Here is a 24,132-nt window from a genome sequence, read left to right as displayed (position 1 = left end):
GTCTGGAGGTCCCCGATGGACGGCACCACCCGCGTCCCCCCGCCGCGCAACGAGCCGGTGCTCAGCTACGCGCCCGGCTCGCCCGAGCGGGCCGCGCTCGAGACCCGCCTGGCCGAGCTGGCCGCCGAGCCGCTGGAGCTGACGGCGACCATCGGCGACAAGCAGCGCATGGCCGGCGGCGAGCGCTTCGACGTCGTCCAGCCGCACCGGCACGCCGCCGTGCTCGGCACCTCGGCGCATGCCACGCACGCCGACGCCACCGAGGCCGTGGCCGCCGCGAAGGCCGCCGCCCCCGCCTGGCGCGACCTGTCCCTCGACGACCGCGCCGCGGTGTTCCTCAAGGCCGCCGACCTGCTCGCCGGGCCCTGGCGGCAGACGCTGAACGCCGCGACCATGCTCGGCCAGTCCAAGACCGCCCACCAGGCCGAGATCGACAGCGCCTGCGAGCTGGTGGACTTCTGGCGCTGGAACGTGCACTTCGCCCGCGAGGTCGTGTCCGCCCAGCCGGTGTCCTCGCCGGGGGTGTGGAACCGGAGCGACCACCGGCCGCTGGAGGGCTTCGTCTACGCGGTCACGCCGTTCAACTTCACCGCGATCGCCGGCAACCTGCCCACCGCCCCGGCGCTCATGGGCAACACCGTCGTCTGGAAGCCCGCCCCCACCCAGCAGTTCGCCGCGCACTTCGTCATGCGGCTGCTCGAGGCCGCCGGCCTGCCCCCGGGCGTGATCACCATGCTGCCCGGCGACGGCATCCCGGTGTCGGAGGTGGTGCTCGCCGACCGCGACCTCGCCGGCATCCACTTCACCGGCTCGACCCCGGTGTTCCAGCACCTGTGGCGCACCGTGGGCGAGAACATCGCCAACTACCGCGGCTACCCGCGCATCGTCGGCGAGACCGGCGGCAAGGACTTCGTCGTCGCCCACCCCTCGGCCGACGTCGACGTGCTGCGCACCGCGCTGGTCCGGGGTGCGTTCGAGTACCAGGGGCAGAAGTGCTCGGCGGCCTCGCGCGCCTACGTCCCGCGATCGGTGTGGGCCCGGCTGCGCGACGACCTCGTCGACACCACCGAGTCGCTGTCGATGGGCGACGTCACCGACTTCTCGAACTTCATGGGCGCGGTCATCGACCGGAAGTCGTTCTCCAAGCTGTCCGGCGTCATCGACCGGGTCGACGACGACCCCGCGCTGTCGATCGTCGCCGGCGGCCAGAAGGACGACTCCGAGGGCTTCTTCGTCCGGCCGACGGTCATCGAGGGCACCGACCCCGGGCACGAGGTGTTCACCACCGAGTACTTCGGCCCGATCCTCGCGGTGCACGTCTACGACGACGCCGACTACGACACCGTGCTCACGCAGATGGAGTCGGCGGCGCCGTACGCACTGACCGGCGCGGTCATCGCCCAGGACCGGGCGGCCATCGCGCACGCCCAGCGGAAGCTGCGCTTCGCGGCGGGCAACTTCTACGTCAACGACAAGCCGACCGGCGCTGTCGTCGGCCAGCAGCCCTTCGGCGGCGGGCGGGCCTCGGGCACCAACGACAAGGCCGGCGCCGCGCAGAACCTGCAGCGCTGGACGTCGACCCGGTCGATCAAGGAGACGTTCGTCCCGCCGACCGACCACCGCTACCCGCACATGGATTGAGGACCCTCCCGCCCCCCACCGCTCGCACGCTCGCGGCGGGCCCTGCGGGAGGGCCGTTCCGGCACGTCACCGGGCCGGCCAGCGCACGAGGCCGTCGTGGACGACGGCGCCCTCGGACGGGCGGTGCGGGGTGAGCCGGCCGTCGGGCATGACGTGCGTGACCGGCACGCCGCGGGCGAGGACGGCGACGTCGGCGACCAGTCGCCGGTGGCAGCGCCACCACACGCCCTCGCTGCACATCACGGCGACCGTCGCCGCGGCCGCCTCGGCCAGCACGCCGTCCAGCGCGGCCGCGAACGCCGGCGTCCGGGTGTGCGCGGCGTAGGCGGCGAACTGGGCGACGGTCCACCAGCCGTCGGCCGCCAGCTCGTCCGGCGGCAGCCGGCGCCGGCCGCCGAGCCGCTCCTCCCACCGGTAGCCGATCCCGGCGGCGGGCAGCCACTCCGCGAGGGCCTCCCGCCGGACGTCCGGGTTGCCCCGGCTGCCGGGGAAGCGGCGGACGTCGACCACCGCGTCCACCCCGGCCCCGGACAGCCGGGCGGCGAGGGCCGTCCGGTCGTCCGGTCCGTGGCCCACGGTGAGCAGCACGGACACCCCCTACCCGGGAGCCGCGGTCCCACGGTCATGCTGGACGGCCGGGCGACGACGCCCGCGGAGGGGAGACGCGTGACCAGGGGGACGACGGCGGACCGGGTGTCGCTGTGGCGGCTGCCGGCGATGCGGGCGCTGGTGGGGGCGACGACGCTCGGCTTCGCCAGCTACTGCCTGACCCTCGCCTCGCTGCCGGCGTACGCGGTGGCGGGCGGGGCGTCGGCCGACACCGCCGGCGTGGTGACCGCGGTCTTCCTGGTGGTGACGATCGCGGTCCAGTCGGTCGTCCCGGCGCTGACCGCGCGGTTCGGCCTGGGCCCGGTCCTCGCCGCCGGCCTGCTCGCCCTGGGCGCGCCGTCGCCGCTGTACGTCCTCGGCGACGGCGTCCCGTGGCTGTCGGCGGTCTCGGCGGTGCGCGGCGCGGGCTTCGCGGTGCTCACCGTGCTCGGCGCGACGCTGGCCGCGCAGGTCGCACCGCCCGAGCGCCGCGGCGAGTCGATCGGGCTGTACGGCCTGGCGATCGCGGTGCCCAACCTGGTGGCGGTGCCGGCCGGGGTGGCGCTGGTGCTCGACGGGCACCCCGGCTGGCTGGCGTGGCTGGCCGCCTCGCCGGTGCTCGCGCTGCCGCTGGTGCCCGGCCTGGCCCGCTCGGTGCACTGGGAGGGCGGCGCCGGCACGTCCTCGCGCGCCGCGGCCCGCGCCGCGCTGGCGCCGTCGGGGGTGCTGCTGCTGGTCACCCTCGCCGGCGGCGGGGTGGTCACCTTCCTGCCCATCGAGCGCCCCGACGGCGGCCTCGCGACCGCCGCGCTGCTCGTGTTCGGCATCACCGGCGCGCTCACCCGCTGGCGCGCCGGGCTGCTGGCCGACCGGCTCGGGACCCGCCGGCTCCTGCCCGCCGCCCTGGTCGCCGGCGCGCTCGGCCTGGCCGCCGTCGCGCTGGGCCTGGTCACCGGCGACGCCGTCGTCCTGGCCGGGGCGGCGGTCTTCGGCGCGGGCTACGGCGCAGTGCAGAACCTGACGCTGGTCACCGCCTTCGCCCGCGCGGGGGAGGGCGGCTCGACCGCGGCGAGCGCGCTGTGGAACGCCTCGTTCGACGCGGGGACGGCGGTCGGCGCGCTGGTCCTCGGGCTGGTCGCGGCCGGCGTCGGGCTGCCCTGGACCTACGTCCTCGTCGCCGGCGTCCTGCTCGTCGGGCTGCCGCTGGCCCGGGTGGCGACCCGGACGGCCTGAGCGCTCAGCGCAGCACCGAGGTCAGCAGCAGGCTCGTCTGGCTGTTGATCACCCCGGGCACCGACCGGATCCGGTTGAGCAGCCGGTCGAACTCCACGAGGTCGCTGGTGCGGTGCTCGGCGACGAGGTCCCACGCGCCGTTGGTCGAGTGCATCGACTCGATCTCCGGGAAGCCGCGCAGCCGCCGGATGACGTCGTCGGTGGAGCGGCCCTCCACCTCGACGAGCGACACCGCCCGGACCCCGCCCGCGGCGGCCTCGTCGCGCACCCGGACGGTGAACCCGACGATGACGTCCTCGGCGACGAGCCGGTCGAGGTGGCTGGTCACCGTCGCCCGGGTGACCCCGAGCCGGCGGGCCAGCTCGGCCACCGGCGCGCGGCCGTCCTCGCGCAGCGCGGAGAGCAGGCGGCGGTCGAGGTCGCTGAGGTCTGCCATGCGCAGAACGTACAGCTGATCATGGCCACCTGATCCGTTTCTGCACACAACGCGCGCTTGCTGCTCATTGTGTGTGCAGATCGCCCACTCCTAGCGTTCTCGGTGCCGAGAGGGGGCTGTCGCCATGACACTGTTCGTCGACGTGCGCAACATGGTCCGCTGGACCGCCGGGACGGGGCCGGAGGCGATCATCGCCGGGATGTCCCGCTACATCGAGGACGACTTCCGCCGGTGGGAGTCCTTCGACAAGATCGCCCGTGTCGGCAGCCACACGCCCTGGGGCGTGATCGAGCTGATGCCGACCAGCGACGGCGAGACCTACGCCTTCAAGTACGTCAACGGGCACCCGAGCAACCCGGCCCGCGGCTTCCAGACGGTGAGCGCCTTCGGGGCGCTGGCCGACGTCTCCAACGGCTACCCGGTCTTCCTCGCCGAGATGACGCTGCTGACCGCGCTGCGCACGGCCGCGACCTCGGCGATGGTCGCCCGCCTCCTGGCCCGGCCGGACTCCCGGCGGCTGGCGCTCATCGGCGCCGGCAGCCAGTCGGAGTTCCAGGCGCTGGGCATGCGCGGGGCGCTGGGCATCAACGACGTCACGGTCTGGGACACCGACCCCGCCGCGATGGCCAAGCTGGTCCGCAACCTCGAGCCGCTGGGCTTCGACGTGACGGTCGCGTCCTCCGGGCGGGAGGCGGTGCGCGGCGCGGACGTCGTCACCACCTGCACGGCCGACAAGGCCCGCGCCACCGTGCTGCAGGCCGACTGGATCGAGCCGGGCATGCACCTCAACGCCATCGGCGGCGACTGCCCCGGCAAGACCGAGCTGGACCCCACGATCCTGCTGCGCGAGGACGTCGAGGTCTTCGTCGAGTTCCCGCCGCAGACCCGCGTCGAGGGCGAGATCCAGGCCATGCCGGCCGACTTCCCGGTCACCGAGCTGTGGCAGGTGCTCACCGGCCGGGCGGCCGGGCGCACCTCGGCGGCCCAGGTGACCCTGTTCGACTCCGTCGGCTTCGCGATCGAGGACCTGTCGGCGCTGCGCTACGTCCGCGACGCCGTGGCCGGCACGCCGTGGGTCGACGACATCGACCTGGTGGCCGAGCCGGAGGACCCCAAGGACCTGTTCGGGATGGTCGCGGCGTTCACGCCGATCCCCTCGTGACGGCCGGGGCCGTCGCCCAGGCCCCCCCGGCCGTCGTCCTCATCCGCCCGCACGCCTTCTCGCCCAACCCGCTGACGCTCGGGGACAACGCCTTCCAGGTGCCCGTCGTCCGCGAGGACCCGGGCGTGCTGGCGCGCCGGGCGCACGACGAGGTCGGCGCGCTGGCCGGGGCGCTCACCGCCGCGGGCGTCATGGTGCACCTGTTCGACGACCCGGAGCCGGGCCGGCCCGACAGCGTCTTCCCGAACAACTGGCTGTCCACCCATGCCGACGGCCGGGTCGCGCTGTTCCCGATGTACGCGGCCAACCGGCGGGGGGAGCGGCGCGGCGACGTCGTCGAGTTCCTCAAGGCGGCCTACCGGGTGCACGAGGTGGTCGACCTGTCGGGCCTGGAGCACGACGGCCGCTACCTCGAGGGCACCGGCGCGATGGTGCTCGACCACGTGGCGCGCATGGCCTACGTCGCGCGGTCGCTGCGGGTCGACCCCTGGGCGCTGGACCGCTTCTGCCGCGGCTTCGGCTACGAGCCGGTGGTCTTCGACGCCGTCGACGCGGCCGGCCGGGCGGTCTACCACACCAACGTGATGATGACCGTGGCCGGAGAGTTCGCGCTGGTCGGCCTGGAGCTGCTGCCGTCGGCGGCCGAGCGGGAGGAGCTCGTCGCCCGGCTGGAGGCGACCGGGCGCACCGTCGTGCCGCTCACCGCGCGGCAGGTCGGGGAGTTCGCCGGCAACGCCATCGAGGTGCAGGGCGCCGACGGCCCGGTGCTCGCGCTGTCCGCGCGGGCCGCGGCGAGCCTGGACGCCGGTCAGCGCCGGGTGATCGAGGCGTCGGCCCGGCTGCTGCCGGTCGCCGTCCCGACGGTCGAGCTGGCCGGCGGCTCGGTGCGCTGCATGATCGCCGGTGTGCACCTGGAGCCGCGCACCGCGGCGGTCCCCGCCGCGGTCTGAGCCCGCGGTTCAGGAGACGCGGTCCGCCGCGGCCTGCAGCGAGCGGATGAGCAGCAGCTCCTCCCCGGAGCGGCGCAGCCACTGCCGCAGCGCGGCCGGGTCGGTGCGGGCGGCGTCCCGCACCGCCCCGAGCCGCAGCTGCCGGGTGTTGGCCTGCGCCCGCTGCGCCGGCGGCAGCGCGCGCCCCTCGGCCCGGGCCTGCGCGGTGAGCGCCGCGCCGACGTAGACCAGGTCGCGCACCTCGGCGACGTCCGCCAGCAGCGCGTCGGCGCCGGCGTCGTCGTCGGCCTCGAGGTGGGTCAGCAGCAGGTCGGCGCGCTCGCGGCCCAGGGCGGCGGGATCGGGGGAGGTCACCCCTCCACGGTGCCAGCCCGTCCCCTCCGTCCCGGACGGAGGGGGCGGGCTCGGTTCCCGGGTGGGCCTCAGGCGTCCCGGCGGGTGAAGGCGACCGCGGCGACGGCGAGGACGACGGCGACCTCGGCGGCGAAGACGGCGAACCCGGTCCACGGCTCGAGCAGCAGCGGGTTGAACGACTCCGGCATGGCGATCCGCGAGCCCGCGTTGCCCGGCATGAGCTTGGTCAGCCACTCGCCGAGGGCACCGGGCAGCAGCATCACCAGGTTGCCGACGAGGAACACCAGCGCGAGCACCACCGACACCGCCGCGGCGGTGGAGCGCACCAGCAGCCCGACGGCCATCGCGAACAGCCCGAGCCCGGCCATGTAGAGGCCGCTGCCGAGCAGCGAGCGCAGCACTCCGTCGTCGCCGAGGGACAGGCCGATGCCCTCCGCGGACAGGAACGCGTTGCCGCCGAGCCAGCCGAGGACGGCGGTGACCACGCCGGCGACGAACAGCACCCCGGTGAGCACCAGCGCCTTGGCGGCGAGCACGGTCCCGCGGCGCGGCGTGGCGGCCAGGGTCGCGCGGATCATGCCGGTGCCGTACTCGGCGGTGACGGTGAGCGCGCCGAGGACGACGGCGGTGACCTGGGCGAACAGCAGTCCCCAGGTGATGAACGCGCCGACCGGCTCACCGGTCTCCCCGGCGGCGAGGTCGGGGGCGACGAGCGCGCACACCAGCGTGGTGAGCCCGGCGCCGAGCGCGACCATCGCGGCCACCGACCAGCCGGTGGAGCGCACCGACCACAGCTTGATCCACTCGGCGTGCAGGGCGCGGGGCAGCCCGGCGGTCGCGGCCGGGGCGGGGGAGGACGCGCGGGGCGCGGCCAGGGTGGAGGCGGTCACCGGGTCACCTCGGCGGGGCGGGCGGCGGCGTACTCGACGCTGCCTGCGGTCAGGGTCATGAAGGCGTCCTCGAGGGAGGACCGGACGAGGCCCAGCTCGTGCAGCACCAGGCCGGCTCCGGCGGCGAGCTCGCCGGTGGTGGCGGTGTCGACGCCCTGGACGCGCAGCTCGTCGCCGTCGCGGGTGACGTCGGCGTCCGAGCGCCGCAGCAGCTCGGCCAGCTCGGCCGGGCGGGGGGTGCGGACGCGCACGTAGGAGGCGGCGTGCTCGGCGATGAAGTCCGCCGTCGGGCAGTCGGCGAGCACCCGGCCGCGGCCGATGACGACGAGGTGGTCGGCGGTCAGCGCCATCTCGGCCATGAGGTGGCTGGACACCAGCACCGTGCGGCCCTCGGCGGCGAGGTCGCGGGCCAGGGTGCGCACCCAGCGGATGCCCTCGGGGTCCAGCCCGTTGACCGGCTCGTCGAGGACGACGACCGGCGGGTCGCCGAGCAGCGCGGCCGCGATGCCCAGCCGCTGCCCCATGCCGAGGGAGAACCGGCCGACCCGCTGGCCGGCCACCGCCTCCAGCCCGACCAGGCCGAGCACCTCGTCGACGCGGGCGGCGGGGATGCCGTTGGACGCGGCCATCCAGCGCAGGTGCGCCCAGGCGGTGCGGCCCGGGTGCACTGCGCGGGCCTCCAGCAGCGCGCCGACCGCGCGCAGCGGCGCGGGGCAGTCGAGGTAGCGGATGCCGTCGACGGTCACCGTGCCCTCGGTGGGCCGGTCCAGGCCGATGACCATCCGCATCGTCGTCGACTTGCCGGCGCCGTTGGGCCCGAGGAAGCCGGTCACCCGGCCCGGCCGGACGGTGAAGGAGACGCGGTCGACGGCGACCCGGTCGCCGTAGCGCTTGGTGAGTCCGCTGGCGACGATCACGGGGTCACCGCCGGGGTGGGGGAGGGCTGCCAGGTCATGCCGGGAAGGCTCTCGGCCGCGGGGTGCCCGGCACATCGGGGAGGACCCCCGGCCCGACCCTGGACCGACCCTCATCCGGTGCTGGGGGACGCCCCCGGTCAGGCGGTGCGGGGCAGGTCCGCGGCGAGCAGCCGCCGCAGGGTCACGGCCGCCGTGCGGCCGGCCCGGTTGGCGCCGATCGTGCTCGCGCTCGGCCCGTAGCCGACCAGCTGCAGCCGCGGCTCGTCGACGGCGGAGGTGCCGTCGAGCCGGATGACGCCGTCGCGGGTGCGCAGCCGCAGGGGGGCCAGGTGGCCGACCGCGGCGCGGAAGCCGGTGGCCCACAGGATCACGTCCGCGGCGACGGACCGGCCGTCGTCCCAGGCGACGCCGTCGGGGGTGATCCGGTCGAACACCGGTAGCCGGGTGAGGACGCCGTCGTCCAGGGCGCGGCGCACCCACGGGGTGACCACCAGCCCGGTCGCGCCGACGACGCTGCCGGGCATCCGTCCGGCGCGGACCGCGGCCTCGACGCGGGCCACCGCCTCCCGGCCCTGCTCCTCGCCGAAGGGCCCCTCGCGCCAGACCGGCGGGCGGCGGGTCACCCAGGTCGTGCGGGCGACCGGCGCGATCTCGCCGAGCAGCTGGACCGCCGAGGCGCCGCCCCCGACGACCACGACCGACAGCCCGGCGAGCTGCCCGGCGCCGCGGTAGCCGACGGTGTGCAGCTGCCGGCCGCGGAAGGTCTCCTGGCCCGGGTAGTGCGGCACGAACGGCCGGGTCCAGGTGCCGGTGGCGTTGACCAGGCCCCGCGCCCGCCAGAGACCGCGGTCGGAATCCACGACGAAGCGGCCGTCGTCGCCGCGGCGGACGGCGGACACCCGCACCGGCCGCTGCACCGGCAGGGCGAAGCGCCGCTCGTAGCCGGCGAAGTAGGCCGGCACCGCCTCGGCGGCGGGCAGGTCCTCCGACGCCGGCGCGAACGGCAGGCCCGGCAGCTCGTGCACCCGGTGCGTCGTCGCCAGGGTCAGCGAGGGCCAGCGGTGCTGCCAGGCCCCGCCGGGCGCGGCGTCGGCGTCGAGGACGACGAAGCCGCTGCCGGGCGCGAAGCCCTGGCGGGCCAGGTGGTACGCGGCGGACAGGCCGGCCTGGCCCGCGCCGACGACCACGACGTCGACGTCCCGCGGGCTGCTCATGCCCGCGGAACGCTCCTCGGCCCGCGGCTATGCCGGGGTGAGCCGCGCGAGGTCCGCGCCGGTCAGCGGCACCGGTGCCGGGTCGTACCCGAACCGGACGACGACCGCCCCGGGCCGGGCCTCGACCAGCCACGCGGTGCGCGGCTCGCCGGTCTCCGGCGTCCAGGTCCAGCGGTCGGCGAGCAGCGCCAGGCCGCGCTCGCGCAGGAAGGCGACGGCCTGCTCGCGGGTGGGGAAGTCGCGCAGCGGCATGCCGGGGACGGCGTGCGCGGTCCACCCGTCCCGGCCGGCGGCAGCGGTCAGGTGGCCGACGAGCTCGCCGTCCTCCGGACGGTGCACCGGCTCGAGCACGGGGGGAGTCGCCATGCCCTCCATGCTGGGGACGGGCTCAACCGGTTTCCGGGCGCCAGGCGTCGGCGTGGTCCTCCACGAAGCGGCGCAGGGAGGTCGGCTCCCGGCCCAGCAGGCGGGCGAGGTCGTCGGTGGTGTGCGCCGCCAGACCGAGCCGGGTGGTCGTGAACAGCAGGGTCATGACCAGGACGAGCCCGGGAGGCGTGCCCTCGGCCAGCTGCTCCCGCACGAAGGCGACCGCGCCCGGCCGCGGGTAGACGACCGGACGGCCCAGCACCGCCGAGAGGGTCGCCGCGATCTCGGCGAAGGTCGGCGCCTCCCGGCCGGTCAGCTCGTAGGCCCGACCCTCGTGGCCCGGCTCCGTCAGGGCCGTGGCGGCCACCTCGGCGAGGTCGCGGACGTCGACGTGGGCGGTCCGCCCGTTCCCGGCCGGCACCGAGATCCGCGACCGGTCCCGGATCTCCTCGCGGTGCACGGTGAGCAGGTTCTGGAAGAAGTTGGCCGGCCGCAGGTGGGTCCAGGCCAGGCCGGTGGCCTCCACCCGCTTCTCCAGCGCCCGGTGGGGGAGCAGGGGGTTGCGCCCGGCAGCCTGCACCGACAGCACGACGACCCGCCGCACCCCGGCGGCCACGACCGCGTCGAGGAAGGGCTGCAGGCGCTCGACCCGGGCGACGTCCGGCGGGCGGAGCAGGAACAGCGCCCCGACGCCGTCGAGCGCGGCCGGCCAGGAGGCGGGGTCCTCCAGGTCGAGCCGGACGGCGGGCACGCCGGGCGGGAGCCCCGGAGCAGCCCGCCCCGGGTCGCGCGCGCCGGCCCGGACGTCGGCCCCGCGGCCGGCCAGCCGGCGGACGACCTCGCCGCCGACCGTGCCGGTGGCCCCGGCGACGAGCACGGTCACCGGTCGCCGGCCACGACGAACGGCGCCGCCGAGAGCCGGTCCCGCCCCTCGGCGAGGTCGACCAGTGCGAGGGCCACGTCCGCCTTCGCCACCGGAGCGGCGCGCAGCCCCGGCGCCTCGCTCGTCAGCCGGTACCGGCCGGTGCCCGGCCGGTCGGCCAGCCGTGGCGGGCGCACCTGGGTCCACTGCAGGTCGGAGGCGGCCAGCACCCGGTACTCGCCCTCCCTGTCCTCGACGACGTCGCGCGCCAGCCGGTGGGTCAGCCACGAGACGAAGCGGGCCCCGCGTCCCTTCCGGTCACCGGGCAGGTCCGCCCCCGCGCCCGAGACCCCGACGAAGCGCCGCACCCCGGCTCCTCCCATGGCCGCGACCACCCCCGGCAGCGCGGTCCGGCCGACGTCCCCGCCCGAGGTCCGGGTGACCCCCACGCACCACAGGACGGCGTCGGCCCCGCGCACCGCCGCGGCCACCAGGGCGGCGTCGCGGACGTCCCCGGGGCACTCGACGACGCCGGGCTGCCCCGTCGCCCGGCGGGCCACGGCGACCACCGCGTGCCCGCGCTCGGCCGCCACTCGCACGGCGTGCCGGCCGACGCCGCCCGCCGCTCCGAACACCACGATGCGCACCCCGGCCTCCTCTGTCAGGTTCCCTGACGACAGGGTGTCAGGTAACCTGACGTCCGTGCAACGGCGGGGCGAGCTGCCGCTGGCCCACCTGCTGCTGCAGGCCGGCCGGTCCTTCGACGCCGTCCTCCGGGAGGAGCTCGCAGCCCGGGGGTGGCCGCGGCTGTCGGCGGCGCAGTCCCTCGTCTTCGCCTTCCTCGACCCGGACGGGACCGCCCCGGCGGAGCTCGCCCGGCGGCTGGGCACCACCCGCCAGGCCCAGCAGGACCTCGTCGCCGGCCTGGTCCGCCTGGGCCTGGTCGAGACGGTCGCCGACCCCGCCCGGTCCCGCGGTCGCCTGGTCCGCCTGACCGCCACCGGCCGGCGGCTCGCCCGCGACGCCGGCACCGTCCTCGCCGGCCTGGAGGAGGACCTCGGCGAGCACGCCGCGGACCTGCGCCGCCTGCTCGGCGACGTCACCCGTGCCACGGAGCGGAGGCGGGCCCGGGGCGCCGTCCGGACACCCGGCGCGACGACCGCCTGAGCGGTCCGCGGCCCCTCGGGGCACCCGGGGCCGTTTCCGGGTCCCGGGCGCCGGGCACGGCTGCGGGAGCGCCGGTGTGCAGGGCCCGGCACGAGGAGAGGGGCGCTGCGTGCGCGCGATGGTCTACCGCGGGCCGTACAAGGTCCGCGTCGAGGACAAGGACGTCCCGGCGATCGAGCACCCGAACGACGCGATCGTCCGGGTCACCCTGGCGGCGATCTGCGGCTCGGACCTGCACCTGTACCACGGGCTGATGCCGGACACCCGGATCGGCCACACGTTCGGCCACGAGTTCATCGGCGTCGTCGAGCAGGTCGGCCCCTCGGTGCGGAACCTGCAGGTCGGCGACCGGGTGATGGTGCCGTTCAACGTCTTCTGCGGGTCGTGCTGGTTCTGCGCGCGCGGCCTGTACTCCAACTGCCACAACGTGAACCCGAACGCGACGGCGGTCGGCGGCATCTACGGCTACTCGCACACCACCGGCGGCTACGACGGCGGCCAGTCGCAGTACGTGCGCGTGCCGTTCGCCGACGTCGGCCCGGTGCGGATCCCCGAGTGGCTGCACGACGAGGACGCCGTCGTCATGACCGACGCCGCCGCGACCGGCTACTTCGGCGCCCAGCTCGGCGAGATCGCCGAGGGGGACACCGTCGTCGTCCTCGGTGCGGGGCCGGTCGGGCTGGTCGCCGCCCAGTCGGCCTGGCTGATGGGCGCCGGCCGGGTGATCGTCGTCGACCACCTGAGGGAGCGGCTGGAGAAGGCGCGGACCATGGCCCACGCCGAGACGCTGGACTACGACGAGCACGACGACGTCGTGGTCGAGATGAAGAAGCAGACGGACTACCTCGGCGCCGACGTCGTCATCGAGGCGGTCGGCGCGGAGGCCGACGGCAACCTCCTCCAGCACGTGACCGGGACGAAGCTGAAGCTGCAGGGCGGGTCGCCGGTTGCGCTCAACTGGGCGATCGACGGCGTGCGCAAGGGCGGCACGGTGTCGGTCGTCGGCGCCTACGGGCCGATCCCCAACGCGGTCAAGTTCGGCGACGCGCTGAACAAGGGGCTGACGCTGCGGATGAACCAGACGCCGGTGAAGCGGCAGTGGCCGCGGATGTTCGAGCACGTCCGCAACGGCCACCTGACCCCGCGCGAGGTGGTCACCCACCGCTTCCCGCTGGAGCACATCGCGGAGGCCTACCACGTGTTCTCCAGCAAGCTCGACGGCTGCATCAAGCCGGTGATCCTGCCCGACGCGGCCTGAGGGGCGACCATGACCGAGTCCGACATCCCGAGCGCGTACGTCCGCGACAAGCGCACCCCGACGCCGAGCCGCGAGGAGCTGCGGGCCCGCATCCCCGGGTGGGGCGCCGACCTCGACCCGGCCGACCGGCCGTCGTACCCGAAGCTGCAGTACCCGGCCGACACCGGCGCCCACTGGGACTTCCCCGAGCGCCAGCCCGGCGCCGAGGGCCGCGAGCGGTCGGTCGAGCACGCCTTCGTGACGCCGGTGTTCGGCACCGCGCAGCCGCTGCACGGCCTGTCCGGGGCGATCCGCCGCTACGCCTACGCCCGCTTCAGCGAGGGCCGGCTCGCGCACTGGCTGCTGCTGGTGGCCGGCGACCGCGTGGACGCCTGGGAGCACCACCTGCGGTCGTTCGCCTCGGGCCGGCCCGACGTGCCCGCCACCGGCCTGCGGACGGAGTTCACCCGCGGCGGCCTGCGCTCGCGGCGCGGGCGCTCGGACGTCCGGCACCAGCTGCTCGACCCGGTGGTCGTCGCCGGGCCGTGGCTCGCCGGCGCCGGGGCCGCGGCGCTCGGCGTCCGCAGGGTCGTGCGCGCCGTCCGGGGCTGACCCCGGCGCTACGGTGCCGGGCGTGACGCCGCTCGACGAGCTGCCCCGGATCGGTGCCCCGGCCACCCGCGCCCTGCAGCAGGCCGGGTACACCGGGCTCGGTGAGCTGGCCGGGGTCCCTCGCCCCGCACTCGCCGCGCTGCACGGCGTCGGGCCGAGGGCGCTGCGCGTCCTCGACGAGGCGCTGGCCGAGCACGGGCTGCGGCTGGGCTGAGCGGAGGGTCCGGGTCGGCGTGTTCGTGCGGATCTGGGAGTACGAGGTCCCGCCCGCGGCCGTCGAGCGGTTCGTCGCGGCCTACGGCGCGGACGGGGACTGGGCGCGGCTGTTCCGGCGGGCCGGTGGGCACGCCGGCACGGAGCTGTTCCGCGGCGCGGAGGACGGCGGCCGCTTCCTCACCGTCGACCGCTGGCGGGACCAGGGCGCCTGGACGGCGTTCCTCGAGCGGGAGCGCCGGGCGTACCGGGCCCTCGACGCGGAGCTCGCCGCGCTCTCGACGCGCCAGCGGCCGCTGCTCGAGGGGACGGTCCCCGACGACGGCCCGTGAGCCGCTCCCGGGCGCCGGCCGCTGTCAGGGACCCGGACCCCGGGCCCGCCAGGAACGAGCCCGGTCACGGCCGTCCTGCTCGCGGTCGGTGCGGGCGGCCGCACGGTCCTGCTCCGCCGCCAGGCGGTCCTGCTCCGCCGCCAGGCGGTCCTGCTCCGCCGCCGCGCGGTCGGCCACGTCGGCCGCCCTGTCGGCCGCGGCCCGCGCCCGGTCGTCCTCGGCCCATCCCCGGTAGCTCGACGCGACCTCGGCGTCGACGGCCCGCTGCTGCTCGGCCGCCCCGTCCGCGGGCCCACCGGCCGGGACGGCCCCGTCCGGACGCCGCGCCTGCTCGGTCCGGCGCTCGTCGGCGGACGTCTCCCGGCGGCGTGCGGCCTCGGCCCGCCGTTCGGCCTGCTGGTCCCGCTGGGTGGCCGCCTCGTCGCGCTGCTGAGCGGCCTCCTCGCGGAGCAGGGCCGCCCTGTCCCGCCGGCGGCCCGCCTGCTCCCGGCGCCGGGCCGCGTCCTCCTGCGCCCGGCCGGCCGCGAGCCGCCGCTGCTCAACCCGCGCCGCGTCCGAGGGACCGGGCGTGGCGCCCGCCGACCAGTGGTCCGCCCGCAGACGCTCGTGCTCGACGGCCTGCAGCGCCGCCGCGGCCTCGCTCAACAGCCCCTGCGCGTCGTCGAGACGGCCCTCCTGCAGCGCTCGTCCGGCCAGGGTGAGGTTCGTGGCGGCGACGCCGCTCTCGGTCGTGGCCACCGCCGCGGCGCTCCGGCTCAGTCGCTCCCGGAGCCGCCGGATGTCCTGCCGGAGGCGCTCGGAGGCCTGCCCGGCGCGACGGAACTGCCGCTCCCGGCGCTCCTGCCGGTCCGGCGCGCACTCGTCGGCGGCCCGCTCCTCGGACCCGTCCATGCCCCGAGGGTTCTCCCGACGGCGGCCGCCGACAAGGGGCGCTGGTGCACCCGTGTCGCGCCCGCGCAGCCCCCGGGACGACGAAGCGGCCCCGTCCCGGAGGACGGAGCCGCTGGCCGGACCTGGTGCGCCATCAGGGACTCGAACCCCGAACCCGCTGATTAAGAGTCAGCTGCTCTGCCAATTGAGCTAATGGCGCGTGTCTCCCGGCTGACCGGGCCACGAGGGAGAACGATACCAGCGGTCGACGGCGTCCCGCTCGGGGGTCCCGGGTGGCGGACGCCACGGTTCCGTGGTCCACGTGGACACTGGAGCGGGTACATCCGTACCCGGGTGCGGGGGCGGCTCCGCGGGGACGAGGGGGCAACACGGTGCGACGGACAGCTGCGCTGGTCACGGCGGGGGCGCTGGTCCTGCTCAGCGGGTGCCAGGGTGACGACGGCGGGTCGTCTGCGGCGACGTCCACGGCGACGTCCGCGGCCCCGACCTCGGCCGACGCGGCCCCCGCGCAGCTGCAGCTCGCCCCGGCCGACGGCGCGGTCGACGTCGCCCCGGCCGACCCGGTGGAGATCTCCGTCACCGACGGCGACCTCGCCGACGTCACCGTGACCGACGGCGCCGGCGCGGCCGTGCCCGGCCGGCTGGCCGACGGCGCCACCGAGGGCACCGAGGTCTGGACGCCGGACGAGGACCTCGCCTACGCCGGCACCTACACGCTCACCGCCACCGCCACGAACGCCGACGGCGAGCGGGCCGAGGCCACGAGCACCTTCACCACCGTGGACCCGCAGACGGTCACCACCCCCTCGGTCGGCCCGCTGGACGGCCAGACGGTCGGCGTCGGCATGCCGATCCGCGTGTACTTCGAGCAGCCGGTCGCCGACAAGGCCGCCGCCGAGAGCCACCTGCTGGTCACCAGCTCGACCCCCACCGACGGCGTCTGGAGCTGGATCAGCGACACCGAGGTGCACTTCCGCCCCTCGCAGTACTGGCCGGCGCAGACCGACGTGACCCTCGAGGCCGACCTCTACGGCGTCGACCTCGGCGACGGTGTCTGGGGTGAGAAGGACCGCACGGTCTCCTTCCGCATCGGCGACCGGCACGTGTCGGTCGCCGACGCCGCGACCCACCGCATGCAGGTCTACGACGGCGACACGCTGGTGCAGGACTGGCCGATGAGCGCCGGCAGCCCGGACAACCCGAGCTACAACGGCCCGCACGTGGTCACCGAGCTCAACGCCGACCGGGTCATGGACTCGAGCACCTACGGCGTGCCCGTCGACAGCCCCGAGGGCTACCGCACGCCGGTGAAGTGGGCCGTGCGCATCTCCGACAGCGGCGAGTTCGTCCACGGCGCCCCGTGGTCGGTGGCGCAGCAGGGCCGGGAGAACGTCTCCCACGGCTGCATCAACCTCTCGGACGAGAACGCCCGCTGGTTCTACGAGTTCTCCCAGCCCGGCGACGTCGTCGAGATCGTCAACTCCGACGCCGGCCCGCTCACCTCCCCGATCGCGGACTGGACCATCCCGTGGGACCAGTGGCAGGCGGGTTCCGCGCTGAAGTGATCTCGGTTTCCCGGGCCGCTCACCAGGGCACTCCCGAGTCGATCTCAGGAGGGAGAGCGTCGTGGACACCTGGTTGATCGTGCTCATCGTCGTCGTGGCGGTCGTCGTGCTGGCGCTGATCGGGCTCGCGCTGGCCAAGCGCAGCCGGGTGGCCGGCGCACGGCGCCGCGAGCAGCAGCGCGCCCAGGCGCGCGAGCACCTCGAGGAGGCCCGGCTGCGCGGCGTGCAGGCGGAGAAGGAGCAGGCCCTGGCCGAGGAGCAGGCCGCCCGCGCCCGCCGCGAGCGCGCCGAGGTCGAGGAGCGCACCCGCCTGGCCGAGCAGGAGGCCCGACAGCGGGCCGAGGCGGCCCAGGAGCACGCCTCGGCCGCGGACAAGCTGCGGGCGGAGGCCGAGCGGCTGGCCCCGGGGCTGTCCGACCGGCACGCCGACGGCCACCCCGGCCGGACCGCCGAGGGCTCGGAGGGCTCGACCCGCCTCTGAGCGGGGCGCCTCTGAGCGGGCCCACCGCTCAGTTCCGGCGCCGGCCGCGGTCTGCAGTGCCGGGAGGGGCCCGCCGGGTCCCGCCGACGCCGCGGAGGCACCGTGACCGACCTGCTCGCCATCGGCACGCGCAAGGGACTGTGGCTGGCCCGCAGCGACGACGGCCGCCGTACCTGGACCGTGGACGGTCCGCACCTGCTCGCGCAGGAGGTGGCGGCGGTCGGGATCGACACCCGCGGGCCGGCGCCGCGGGTGCTGGCCGGGGTCCAGTACGGCCACTGGGGCCCGACCGTCACCCGGTCCGACGACCTGGGCCGCACGTGGACCGAGACCGAGCAGGGCGCGATCCGCTTCCCGGCCGACACCGGGGCCGCGCTGGCCCGCGTCTGGCAGCTCCGCCCCGACACCCCGGACCGGCCCGGCGTCGTGTGGGCCGGCTGCGAGCCGCACTCGCTGTGGCGCAGTGACGACGGCGGCCGCACCTTCGCGCTGGTCCGCGGCCTGTGGGACCACCCGCACCGGCCGACCTGGGCGCCGGGCGCCGGCGGCGGCGCGGTGCACACCGTCCTGCCGCACCCCGCGACCGACCGGGTGCTGGTGGCCATGAGCACCGGCGGCGTCTACGCCAGCGACGACGGCGGGGCGACCTGGGCGCCGCGCAACGCGGGCATCACCGCGCCGTTCCTGCCCGACCCGCCACCGGAGTACGGGCAGTGCGTGCACAAGGTCGCCGCCGACGCGGGGGACCCCGACCGCTTCTACGCGCAGAACCACTTCGGCGTCTTCCGCACCGACGACGGCGGCGCGTCCTGGACCTCGATCGCGGCCGGGCTGCCGGTCGACTTCGGCTTCCCGGTGGCCGCCTCGCCGCGCACCCCCGGCACCGCCTGGGTGGTGCCGCTGGTCGCCGACGCCGAGCGGGTGCCGCCGGGCGGGCGGCTGCGGGTGCACCGGACGCGCGACGCCGGGGCCACCTGGACCGAGCTGGGCACGGGGCTGCCGGACGGGTCCTGGACCTCCGTGCTGCGCGACGCCGTCTGCGTCGACGAGGGCGACCCGACCGGCGTCTACGTGGGCACCCGGGACGGCTGCGTCTACGCCAGCGCCGACGAGGGCGACACCTTCACCACGGTCGCCGAGCACCTGCCCGACGTCCTCTGCGTTCGCGCGGCGGTGCTGCCGTGACGGTCGAGGTGCTGCTGCCGGGGGTGCTCGCCGACCTGGCCGGCGGCACCCGGCGGCTGCGGGTGGACCCGGGCGACGCCACGCTGGCCGGCCTGCTCGACGCGCTGGCGGCCACCCACCCGGTGCTGGAGCGGCGGATCCGCGACGAGGCCGGGGAGGTGCGCCGCTTCGTCAACGTGTACGTCGACGGCGACGACGTCCGCTTCTCCGCGGGCCTGGCGACCCCGGTGCCCGCCGGGTCGGTGGTGCAGGTGCTGCCCTCGGTCGCCGGCGGCTGAGGACCCCTCAGAGGCGGGCCAGCTCCGCGCACTCCTGGCAGAGCTGGTGCTCCTCGTACTCCTCCGGCGGCCACTCCGTCTGCTCGTCCACCGCCACGTAGGCGCCGCACAGCGACTTGCGGCTGCGGCCGGTGACCCGGCCGATCGTCGCGTGCGCCGGACCGATCTGCCGGGGCTGCAGGCCCTCGGGGCTGCCGACCGAGCCGACCATCACGACCGCGTGCGCGGTCCCGTAGGAGAAGGCAGTGGTCATGCCGCCAGGGTCCGAGGCGGCGCGGCGGCGGGCCAGCACCGCCCGGTGCGTGTCCGGATCGGGGAGGCGCACCCGTCCCTGCCGTCACAGGCGGCACACCGGGGTCAGGCGCCGGGGGCCTCGTCCGGGTTCGCGGTGATCCGCGCGGCGGCCGCGTCGATCCACGGCTGGCCGGTGTCCAGCCCCTCCGCCGTCGCGACCGCCCGCACCGCCGCCGTCGTCACCTCCAGCGGCTGCCCGGGCACCCGGTCGGAGGCCAGCTCGTACACGAGCAGGGCCTTGAGCCGGCTCTCCAACGGCAAGCCGTCCAGCTGTTCCCGCCAGTCCCCCACGGGGACGTGGTGCCCGGCGGGAGGGCGGTCCATGCGCGGTTCCGGAACGGAGGGGATCGGGAGTCGCTCCGGTCCCCGGGGGACCATGGCCGGGTGACCGCCTCCCCGCGGGCGCTGGCGCCGCTGCGCTCGGCGGCCTACCGCCGGCTGGCGCTCTCGCTGGCGCTGTCGCTCGTGGCCAACGGCGCCTGGGCGGTGACCGCCGTCTGGCAGGTGGTGGCCCTCGGCGGCGGGCCGGCGGAGCTGTCGCTGGTGACCGGCGCCTCCGCGGTCGGGACGCTCGCGATGGCGCTGCCCGGCGGGGTGCTCGCCGACCGGGTGCCGCAGCGCCACCTGCTGCTCGCGGTCACCCTGCTCGCGGCGGTGCCGGTGGGCCTCGCCGGGGCCCTGTCGGTGGCCGGCGCGCTGCCGCTGCCGCTGCTCGCCGTCGCCGGGCTGCTCGGGGGCGCCGGGCTCGGGCTGCACTACCCGGCCTACTCCGCGCTGGTGCCGGCGCTGCTGCCGGAGGACCAGCTGCTGGCCGCCAACGGCCTCGAGGGCGCGATGCGGCCGCTGCTGTACCAGGTGACCGGGCCCGCGCTGGCCGGGCTGCTGGTCGCAGCCGCATCCCCCGGCGCGGCGCTGCTGGCGACGGCGGCCACCTCGCTGGCGGCCACCGTGTGCGTCCTCGGGCTGCCGCTGCTGCCCGTGCACCGCGCCGCGGGCGGTCCGGCGCACCCGGCGCGGGCGCTGCTGGCCGACCTGCGCGAGGGCCTGGCCTTCCTCGTGCGCACCCGCTGGCTGCTGGCCACGCTGCTGTTCGGGGCGCTGATGCTGCTGGCCACCACCGGGCCGCTGCAGGTCCTGACGCCGTTCGCCCTGCGCGAGCACGCCGGCGGCGGCCCCGTCGAGCACTCCCTGGTGCTCGCCGGCTCCGGCGTCGGCGGCGCGCTGAGCTCGCTCGTCGTCGCCTCGCGGCCCCTGCCGCGCCGCTACCTGACGACGACGATGGCGCTGTGGGCCGCCGGCTGCCTGCCGCTGGTCGTCCTCGGCACCGCGACGTCGGTGCCGGTCGTGGTCGCCGCCGCCGTCCTCGTCGGCGCCGGGGTGCACGGCGGGATGACCATCTGGGGCACCCTGCTGCAGCGCCGCGTCCCGCCCGCGCTGCTCGGCCGCGTGTCCAGCCTCGACTTCGTCGTCTCCGGCGCGCTGGTGCCGGTGTCGGTGGCCCTCGCCGGGCCGCTGGGCGAGGGCGCCGGCCTGCGCACGGCGTTCCTGGTGGCCGGCCTGGTGCCGCCGGTGCTGGCCGCCGTCACCCTCCTCGCCGCCCGGCTGCCCGCCGACGAGCGCGCCCACCCGCTCGACCGGCCGTCTCCAGCACCGGACGCCGGACGCTGAGGGAACGGCATCGGCTACGGTCCTCGGGCCACCTGGTGTCCAGCCCCGGCACCCGGTGTCCCGGCTCCTCCGCCCTGCCCGCGACGGGATCACCCGTGGTCGACCACCTCCCTGGGAAGCGACTGCCGACCGGCTCCGACGGCGGTGGGCGCCCCTCCCGCGGCGACACCTCCGCGGCCCTCGCAGCCGCCCGGCAGCGGACCGCCGACCAGGTGGCCCGCATGGAGAAGAACCTGCAGGTCGCCGACGAGCAGCTCACCCACCTGCGCATCGCCGTCGAGACCAATCGGCGCATCGGCATGGCGATCGGCATCCTCATGGCGCTGCGCAAGGTCGACGAGGAGGCCGCGTTCGGCCTGCTCCGGACCGCCAGCAGCCACCGCAACGTCAAGCTGCGCCTGGTGGCCGAGGAGGTCATCCGCACCGGGACGGTGGACTGAGCGCCGCCCCGGGGCCTCAGTGGTCCTGGGCCCGGTCGATCGCGGACTGCTCCCGGTCAGCCCGGGCGGAGACCCGGTCGCGGGCCGCCGCGTCCCGGTCGGCGGCGGCCGCCTCGCGGTCACGGGCCGCGGCCTTGCGGTCGGACTCCTGGGCGTCGCGGTCGGCACGGGCGGCGTCCTGGTCGGCCGCCGTGTCCCGGTCGGCCGTCACGAGCCGGTGCCCGGCCGCCGCCCTGCGCTCGACGGCGCGGTCGTCGCGGTCCTCCGCGTCCCGGTCACGCTCGCGGGCGTCGGCGTCCCGCTCGGCGGCCGCCTCGTCGCGGTCCCAGCCGGCCGCGAGCGGGTCCCGGGGGCGGGGGCTCCGTCCTCCGGTCCCGGGAGGAGAGGGGTCCGGCACCTTGTCCCTCCTCGCGTCGACGGGGCGCTGGGGTCATCCTGGCCCGTCCGCCGCCCGCTGTGCACCCGCATCGCACGTCGGCGCGCCGGTGTCCTGCGCCGGCGCCGCGCGGCGCCCGGGGGCCGCCGGTCGACGGACCCGGCCGACGCGCGACCAACCCCGGGACCGCGCGGGCGAGGAAGCAGGCCGCGCCGGCGGAGGTCGTCCGGTTCGCGGCTGCCAGGTCGAGCACCGACCCCTGGTGGGGACGACGTGACCGGCCACCGCACCGCCCCGGGGTGCTAGGTCTCGCAGCGGACGGCGAGGACGGCGACGTCGTCGTCGGCTCGACCGGTCAGGATGCGGTCGAGCAGCCGGTCGCAGAGCTGCTCGAGGGGCAGGTCGTGCAACTCCTCGAGGGCGCGGGTGAGGCGGGTGAGGCCCTCGTCGATGCCGGTGTGCCCGTGCTCGACGAGGCCGTCGGTGACGAGCAGCACGGTGGCGCCGGGCTGCAGTGTCACGGTGTGGTCGGTGCGCGGGGCGGGTTCGCCGGTGCCGAGGAGGCGCTCGGGTGGGCAGTGCAGGACCTCCACCGCGCCGTCGGGGTGGGCCAGTAGCGGGGGTGGGTGGCCGGCGGAGGACCAGCGCAGCGTGCGCAGGCCGGCGCGGGCCTGCTCGGGCGGCTGCTCGACCCGGGCGAGCAGCGCGGTGGCCAGGGTGCCGAAGCCCAGGCCGCCGAGCACCCGGTCGACCCGGGTGAGGGTGTGCGCGGGGCTGTCGGGGTGGTCGTAGGCCAGCGTGCGGATCGCGCTGCGCAGCTGGGACATGGCCGCGGTGGCCTCGACGCTGTGCCCGACGACGTCGCCGATCACCAGCACGGTGGCGCCGTCAGGGGGGATGAAGGCGTCGTAGAAGTCGCCGCCGACCAGGGCGTGGCTGCTGGCCGGCCGGTAGCGGACGGCGATCTGCAGGCGGTCCGGCTGCGGCGGCGGGGTGAGCAGACTGCGCTGCAGGGTCTCGGCGACCCGCTGCTGGCGGCCGTAGAGGCGGGCGTTGTCCAGCGCGAGCGCGCCGCGGCGGGCCACCTCGACGGCGGTGGCGATCTCCAGCTCGGTGTGGGGCGGGCGGTCCCCGGCGTTGAGCAGCGCCAGCGCGCCGAAGGTGTCGCCGCGGGCGCGCAGCGGCACGATCGTGCACGAGGTGACGTCCAGCCGCCGCCAGGCCGCGCGCACCGCCTCCGTCGGCAGTGAGGGGGCGACCTGCTGCTGGTCGATCGTGGTCACCTGCACCGGCTCGCCGGACAGCAGCGCCCGGACCATCGCCTCGTCGTCGCCGGTGCCGCGGATCCGGCCGCGCATGTAGGTGTCCAGGTCCGCGCGCCGGGCCGGGTCCCGGTGGGCCCAGGCCTCCTCGCCCCCGCCGCCGTCCTCGTCGAGCAGCGCGACGACCGTCCAGTCCCCGAGCCGCGGCAGCACCACCTCGGCGAGCTGGGTGGCCGCCTGCCCCATGTCCAGGCTGTTGATCAGCGTCTCGGACACCTCGGCGAGGAACCGCAGCCGCGCCCGGTCGGCGTCGGTGTCGGTGCTGCCGTCGGCGAGCCCCCGGGCGGAGGTCGGTGCCTGCAGGCCGGCGTCCTGCCGGATGGACAGCTGCAGCAGGTCCTCGACCGGCTCGGCGGTGACCGACAGCCACCGGCCCGTCGGCGCGTAGAAGCCGCGCCAGGTGGTGGCGGTGCCGGCGGCGCGGGCGTGCAGCAGGAAGGCGTGCAGCGCGGTGCCGGCGAGCTCGGGGAGGGCGATCCACAGGTTCCGGCCGGTCAGGTCCTCGGCGGGGCGGCCGAGCAGGCCCGCGGCGGCCGGGTTCGCGTAGCGCAGCGTCCAGTCGGCATCGAAGACGGCCGTCCCCCCGGGGAGCCGGTCCAGGACCGTGACCAGCCACGCCGGTGCCGTCGGGCCTGTGGCGGGCTGGCTCACCGTGACCCCCGGTCCATCGGTCGACGCCCCCGGGCACAGGACGGGTCTGAAGCCTAGTCGGCGCGAGCCGCACCGGTGGTCCTCGCGACGCGGGTGCCCACGGTGACCGCGCCGACACGGCCGACACCGTGCGGTCACGCCCCGCCGGGGGGACCCGTCACCGGGAGCCCCCCGGCCGCCGCGGACCTACGCTCGAGATCCGGAACGGCAACGGACACAGCAGGCGGTCGCACGCCGCGGCGGGCACGGGGACCTGCCCGAGCAGAGGGTGGCAGATGGAGCACGAACCCTGGAGCCGGCGACCGCTGCCGCGGATGCCCCGGGTCACCCTCCTGGCCTGGGGGTGGGAGCTGCGCTCGGCGCCCGACCTGACGGCGGGCCGCCGCGACCTGCAGGACGCGGTCCGGCGGGGACGGCGGGGGACCGGGACCCTGGTGGACGTCGACGAGCTGCTCCTGGTCTTCGAGGAGCTGACCTCCAACGGCCTGCGCCACGGGCGGCCGCCGGTGAGCGTGCGCGTCGAGGCCGCCGGTGACAGGTGGCTCGTCGACGTCGTGGACGCCGCGGTCGACCGTCCTCCGGTGCCCCCTCTCGGCCGGGATCCGGCCCTGGGGGGTCTGGGCCTGCACCTGGTGGCCCGGCTGGCCCGGGTGCACGGCTGGAGCGTCGACGACGGGCGCAAGCACGTGTGGGCCTGCATCGCCACGGGCTGAGCGGGGACCGGCCGGGCACCCGGCCCCGAACGCGGGGAGGGCCAGGGCGGGCCACCGCCCCCGGCCTCCCCGCGGGGGGGGTGTGTCCCGGCGC

The 24,132-nt window shown here is 76.7% G+C and carries 30 protein-coding genes and 1 tRNA gene; 16 read left to right on the top strand and 15 right to left on the bottom strand.

The genetic code is table 11. The annotated features are described in order from the left end of the window. The first annotated feature begins 15 nt into the window (after positions 1-15). Complete coding sequence (gene pruA / locus ACI798_RS00155; RefSeq protein WP_456940833.1) at positions 16-1,641, top strand: L-glutamate gamma-semialdehyde dehydrogenase; 1,626 nt, start codon at positions 16-18, stop codon at positions 1,639-1,641. A gap of 66 nt (positions 1,642-1,707) precedes the next feature. Here pruA and ACI798_RS00150 read toward each other — a convergent pair whose 3' ends face one another. Next, the gene (locus tag ACI798_RS00150; protein ID WP_456940832.1) at positions 1,708-2,229 is read right to left on the bottom strand and encodes a DUF488 domain-containing protein; all 522 of its coding nucleotides are present in this window, start codon (positions 2,227-2,229) and stop codon (positions 1,708-1,710) included. A gap of 78 nt (positions 2,230-2,307) precedes the next feature. On the opposite strand from ACI798_RS00150, the gene ACI798_RS00145 reads away from it, so the two are divergent. Further along, complete coding sequence (locus ACI798_RS00145; protein ID WP_456940831.1) at positions 2,308-3,462, top strand: MFS transporter; 1,155 nt, start codon at positions 2,308-2,310, stop codon at positions 3,460-3,462. Positions 3,463-3,466: 4 nt separating this feature from the next. Here ACI798_RS00145 and ACI798_RS00140 read toward each other — a convergent pair whose 3' ends face one another. Further along, entirely contained in the window at positions 3,467-3,898 is a 432-nt protein-coding gene (locus ACI798_RS00140) for an Lrp/AsnC family transcriptional regulator (protein ID WP_456940830.1), read from the bottom strand. A 124-nt stretch (positions 3,899-4,022) separates the two neighbouring features. Between ACI798_RS00140 and ACI798_RS00135 the strand changes: the two genes are divergently transcribed. Together ACI798_RS00135 and ctlX are read left to right on the top strand one after the other, a co-directional pair. Beyond that, entirely contained in the window at positions 4,023-5,060 is a 1,038-nt protein-coding gene (locus ACI798_RS00135; protein ID WP_456940829.1) for an ornithine cyclodeaminase, read from the top strand. Further along, a complete protein-coding gene (gene ctlX, locus ACI798_RS00130) occupies positions 5,057-6,010 on the top strand; it encodes a citrulline utilization hydrolase CtlX (RefSeq protein ID WP_457046874.1) in 954 nt (317 codons plus the stop codon). The genes ACI798_RS00135 and ctlX overlap by 4 nt, the downstream gene beginning before the upstream one ends. Before the next feature lie 9 nt (positions 6,011-6,019). Here ctlX and ACI798_RS00125 read toward each other — a convergent pair whose 3' ends face one another. The 7 genes from ACI798_RS00125 to ACI798_RS00095 all read right to left on the bottom strand — a co-directional run bounded on the left by ACI798_RS00125 (position 6,020) and on the right by ACI798_RS00095 (position 11,260). After that, positions 6,020-6,364: a hypothetical protein gene (locus ACI798_RS00125; RefSeq protein ID WP_456940827.1), complete on the bottom strand. Its 345-nt coding sequence runs from the start codon at positions 6,362-6,364 to the stop codon at positions 6,020-6,022. A gap of 68 nt (positions 6,365-6,432) precedes the next feature. Continuing rightward, positions 6,433-7,254, bottom strand: coding sequence for an ABC transporter permease subunit (locus tag ACI798_RS00120; RefSeq protein WP_456940826.1), 822 nt, complete (start codon positions 7,252-7,254; stop codon positions 6,433-6,435). Next, positions 7,251-8,171, bottom strand: a complete 921-nt coding sequence (locus ACI798_RS00115) for an ABC transporter ATP-binding protein (RefSeq protein WP_456940825.1) — start codon at positions 8,169-8,171, stop codon at positions 7,251-7,253. The genes ACI798_RS00120 and ACI798_RS00115 overlap by 4 nt, the downstream gene beginning before the upstream one ends. A 137-nt stretch (positions 8,172-8,308) precedes the next feature. Further along, positions 8,309-9,385 carry an FAD-dependent oxidoreductase gene (locus tag ACI798_RS00110; RefSeq protein WP_456940824.1) on the bottom strand — a complete coding sequence of 359 codons (1,077 nt, stop codon included), beginning with the start codon at positions 9,383-9,385 and terminating at the stop codon, positions 8,309-8,311. A gap of 27 nt (positions 9,386-9,412) precedes the next feature. Next, positions 9,413-9,751, bottom strand: coding sequence for a hypothetical protein (locus ACI798_RS00105; protein ID WP_456940823.1), 339 nt, complete (start codon positions 9,749-9,751; stop codon positions 9,413-9,415). Positions 9,752-9,773: 22 nt separating this feature from the next. Then, positions 9,774-10,634 (bottom strand): NAD(P)H-binding protein, encoded by an 861-nt coding sequence (locus ACI798_RS00100; protein ID WP_456940822.1) that lies wholly within the window; start codon positions 10,632-10,634, stop codon positions 9,774-9,776. Beyond that, entirely contained in the window at positions 10,631-11,260 is a 630-nt protein-coding gene (locus tag ACI798_RS00095; protein ID WP_457046873.1) for an NAD(P)-dependent oxidoreductase, read from the bottom strand. The genes ACI798_RS00100 and ACI798_RS00095 overlap by 4 nt, the downstream gene beginning before the upstream one ends. A 55-nt stretch (positions 11,261-11,315) precedes the next feature. Between ACI798_RS00095 and ACI798_RS00090 the strand changes: the two genes are divergently transcribed. The 5 genes from ACI798_RS00090 (at position 11,316) to ACI798_RS00070 (ending at position 14,174) form a co-directional block, all read left to right on the top strand. Next, on the top strand, positions 11,316-11,780 hold the full coding sequence (locus tag ACI798_RS00090) for a MarR family winged helix-turn-helix transcriptional regulator (protein ID WP_456940820.1): 465 nt from the start codon (positions 11,316-11,318) through the stop codon (positions 11,778-11,780). Between the two features lie 118 nt (positions 11,781-11,898). Then, positions 11,899-13,038 (top strand): zinc-dependent alcohol dehydrogenase, encoded by a 1,140-nt coding sequence (locus ACI798_RS00085; RefSeq protein ID WP_457047032.1) that lies wholly within the window; start codon positions 11,899-11,901, stop codon positions 13,036-13,038. A gap of 9 nt (positions 13,039-13,047) precedes the next feature. Next, on the top strand, positions 13,048-13,629 hold the full coding sequence (locus ACI798_RS00080; protein ID WP_456940819.1) for a hypothetical protein: 582 nt from the start codon (positions 13,048-13,050) through the stop codon (positions 13,627-13,629). Between the two features lie 22 nt (positions 13,630-13,651). Beyond that, positions 13,652-13,843 (top strand): DNA-binding protein, encoded by a 192-nt coding sequence (locus tag ACI798_RS00075; RefSeq protein WP_457046872.1) that lies wholly within the window; start codon positions 13,652-13,654, stop codon positions 13,841-13,843. 19 nt (positions 13,844-13,862) lie between these two features. Then, on the top strand, positions 13,863-14,174 hold the full coding sequence (locus tag ACI798_RS00070; RefSeq protein ID WP_456940817.1) for an antibiotic biosynthesis monooxygenase family protein: 312 nt from the start codon (positions 13,863-13,865) through the stop codon (positions 14,172-14,174). Positions 14,175-14,198: 24 nt separating this feature from the next. Here the strand turns inward: ACI798_RS00070 and ACI798_RS00065 are convergent, their stop codons facing one another. Together ACI798_RS00065 and ACI798_RS00060 are read right to left on the bottom strand one after the other, a co-directional pair. Further along, positions 14,199-15,065 carry a hypothetical protein gene (locus ACI798_RS00065; protein ID WP_456940816.1) on the bottom strand — a complete coding sequence of 289 codons (867 nt, stop codon included), beginning with the start codon at positions 15,063-15,065 and terminating at the stop codon, positions 14,199-14,201. A 123-nt stretch (positions 15,066-15,188) separates the two neighbouring features. After that, positions 15,189-15,264, bottom strand: a tRNA-Lys gene (locus ACI798_RS00060). Positions 15,265-15,436: 172 nt separating this feature from the next. Here ACI798_RS00060 and ACI798_RS00055 point away from each other — a divergent pair. The 4 genes from ACI798_RS00055 (at position 15,437) to ACI798_RS00040 (ending at position 18,574) form a co-directional block, all read left to right on the top strand. Beyond that, the gene (locus ACI798_RS00055) at positions 15,437-16,630 is read left to right on the top strand and encodes a L,D-transpeptidase (RefSeq protein ID WP_457046871.1); all 1,194 of its coding nucleotides are present in this window, start codon (positions 15,437-15,439) and stop codon (positions 16,628-16,630) included. Positions 16,631-16,691: 61 nt separating this feature from the next. Further along, the gene (locus ACI798_RS00050; protein ID WP_456940814.1) at positions 16,692-17,111 is read left to right on the top strand and encodes a hypothetical protein; all 420 of its coding nucleotides are present in this window, start codon (positions 16,692-16,694) and stop codon (positions 17,109-17,111) included. A gap of 102 nt (positions 17,112-17,213) precedes the next feature. Continuing rightward, complete coding sequence (locus tag ACI798_RS00045) at positions 17,214-18,296, top strand: exo-alpha-sialidase (protein ID WP_457046870.1); 1,083 nt, start codon at positions 17,214-17,216, stop codon at positions 18,294-18,296. Next, the gene (locus ACI798_RS00040) at positions 18,293-18,574 is read left to right on the top strand and encodes a ubiquitin-like small modifier protein 1 (protein WP_456940812.1); all 282 of its coding nucleotides are present in this window, start codon (positions 18,293-18,295) and stop codon (positions 18,572-18,574) included. Before ACI798_RS00045 ends, ACI798_RS00040 begins: the two co-directional genes overlap by 4 nt. 7 nt (positions 18,575-18,581) lie before the next feature. Here ACI798_RS00040 and ACI798_RS00035 read toward each other — a convergent pair whose 3' ends face one another. Further along, on the bottom strand, positions 18,582-18,827 hold the full coding sequence (locus ACI798_RS00035; protein ID WP_456940811.1) for a hypothetical protein: 246 nt from the start codon (positions 18,825-18,827) through the stop codon (positions 18,582-18,584). A 104-nt stretch (positions 18,828-18,931) separates the two neighbouring features. Beyond that, positions 18,932-19,192 (bottom strand): hypothetical protein, encoded by a 261-nt coding sequence (locus tag ACI798_RS00030; protein ID WP_456940810.1) that lies wholly within the window; start codon positions 19,190-19,192, stop codon positions 18,932-18,934. Positions 19,193-19,252: 60 nt separating this feature from the next. Here ACI798_RS00030 and ACI798_RS00025 point away from each other — a divergent pair, with 60 nt between their 5' ends. Both ACI798_RS00025 and ACI798_RS00020 read left to right on the top strand, forming a co-directional pair. After that, on the top strand, positions 19,253-20,536 hold the full coding sequence (locus tag ACI798_RS00025; RefSeq protein WP_456940809.1) for an MFS transporter: 1,284 nt from the start codon (positions 19,253-19,255) through the stop codon (positions 20,534-20,536). A 95-nt stretch (positions 20,537-20,631) separates the two neighbouring features. After that, on the top strand, positions 20,632-20,976 hold the full coding sequence (locus tag ACI798_RS00020) for an ANTAR domain-containing protein (protein ID WP_456940808.1): 345 nt from the start codon (positions 20,632-20,634) through the stop codon (positions 20,974-20,976). A 16-nt stretch (positions 20,977-20,992) separates the two neighbouring features. Here ACI798_RS00020 and ACI798_RS00015 read toward each other — a convergent pair whose 3' ends face one another. Both ACI798_RS00015 and ACI798_RS00010 read right to left on the bottom strand, forming a co-directional pair. Then, a complete protein-coding gene (locus ACI798_RS00015; RefSeq protein WP_457046869.1) occupies positions 20,993-21,373 on the bottom strand; it encodes a hypothetical protein in 381 nt (126 codons plus the stop codon). A 281-nt stretch (positions 21,374-21,654) separates the two neighbouring features. Further along, entirely contained in the window at positions 21,655-23,325 is a 1,671-nt protein-coding gene (locus ACI798_RS00010) for a SpoIIE family protein phosphatase (protein WP_456940806.1), read from the bottom strand. 275 nt (positions 23,326-23,600) lie between these two features. On the opposite strand from ACI798_RS00010, the gene ACI798_RS00005 reads away from it, so the two are divergent. Continuing rightward, positions 23,601-24,038: an ATP-binding protein gene (locus ACI798_RS00005; protein ID WP_456940805.1), complete on the top strand. Its 438-nt coding sequence runs from the start codon at positions 23,601-23,603 to the stop codon at positions 24,036-24,038. Positions 24,039-24,132 lie beyond the last annotated feature (94 nt).

The organism is Geodermatophilus sp. SYSU D01045, from assembly GCF_054050295.1.
This window is presented reverse-complemented; position numbering and strand designations above follow the sequence as displayed.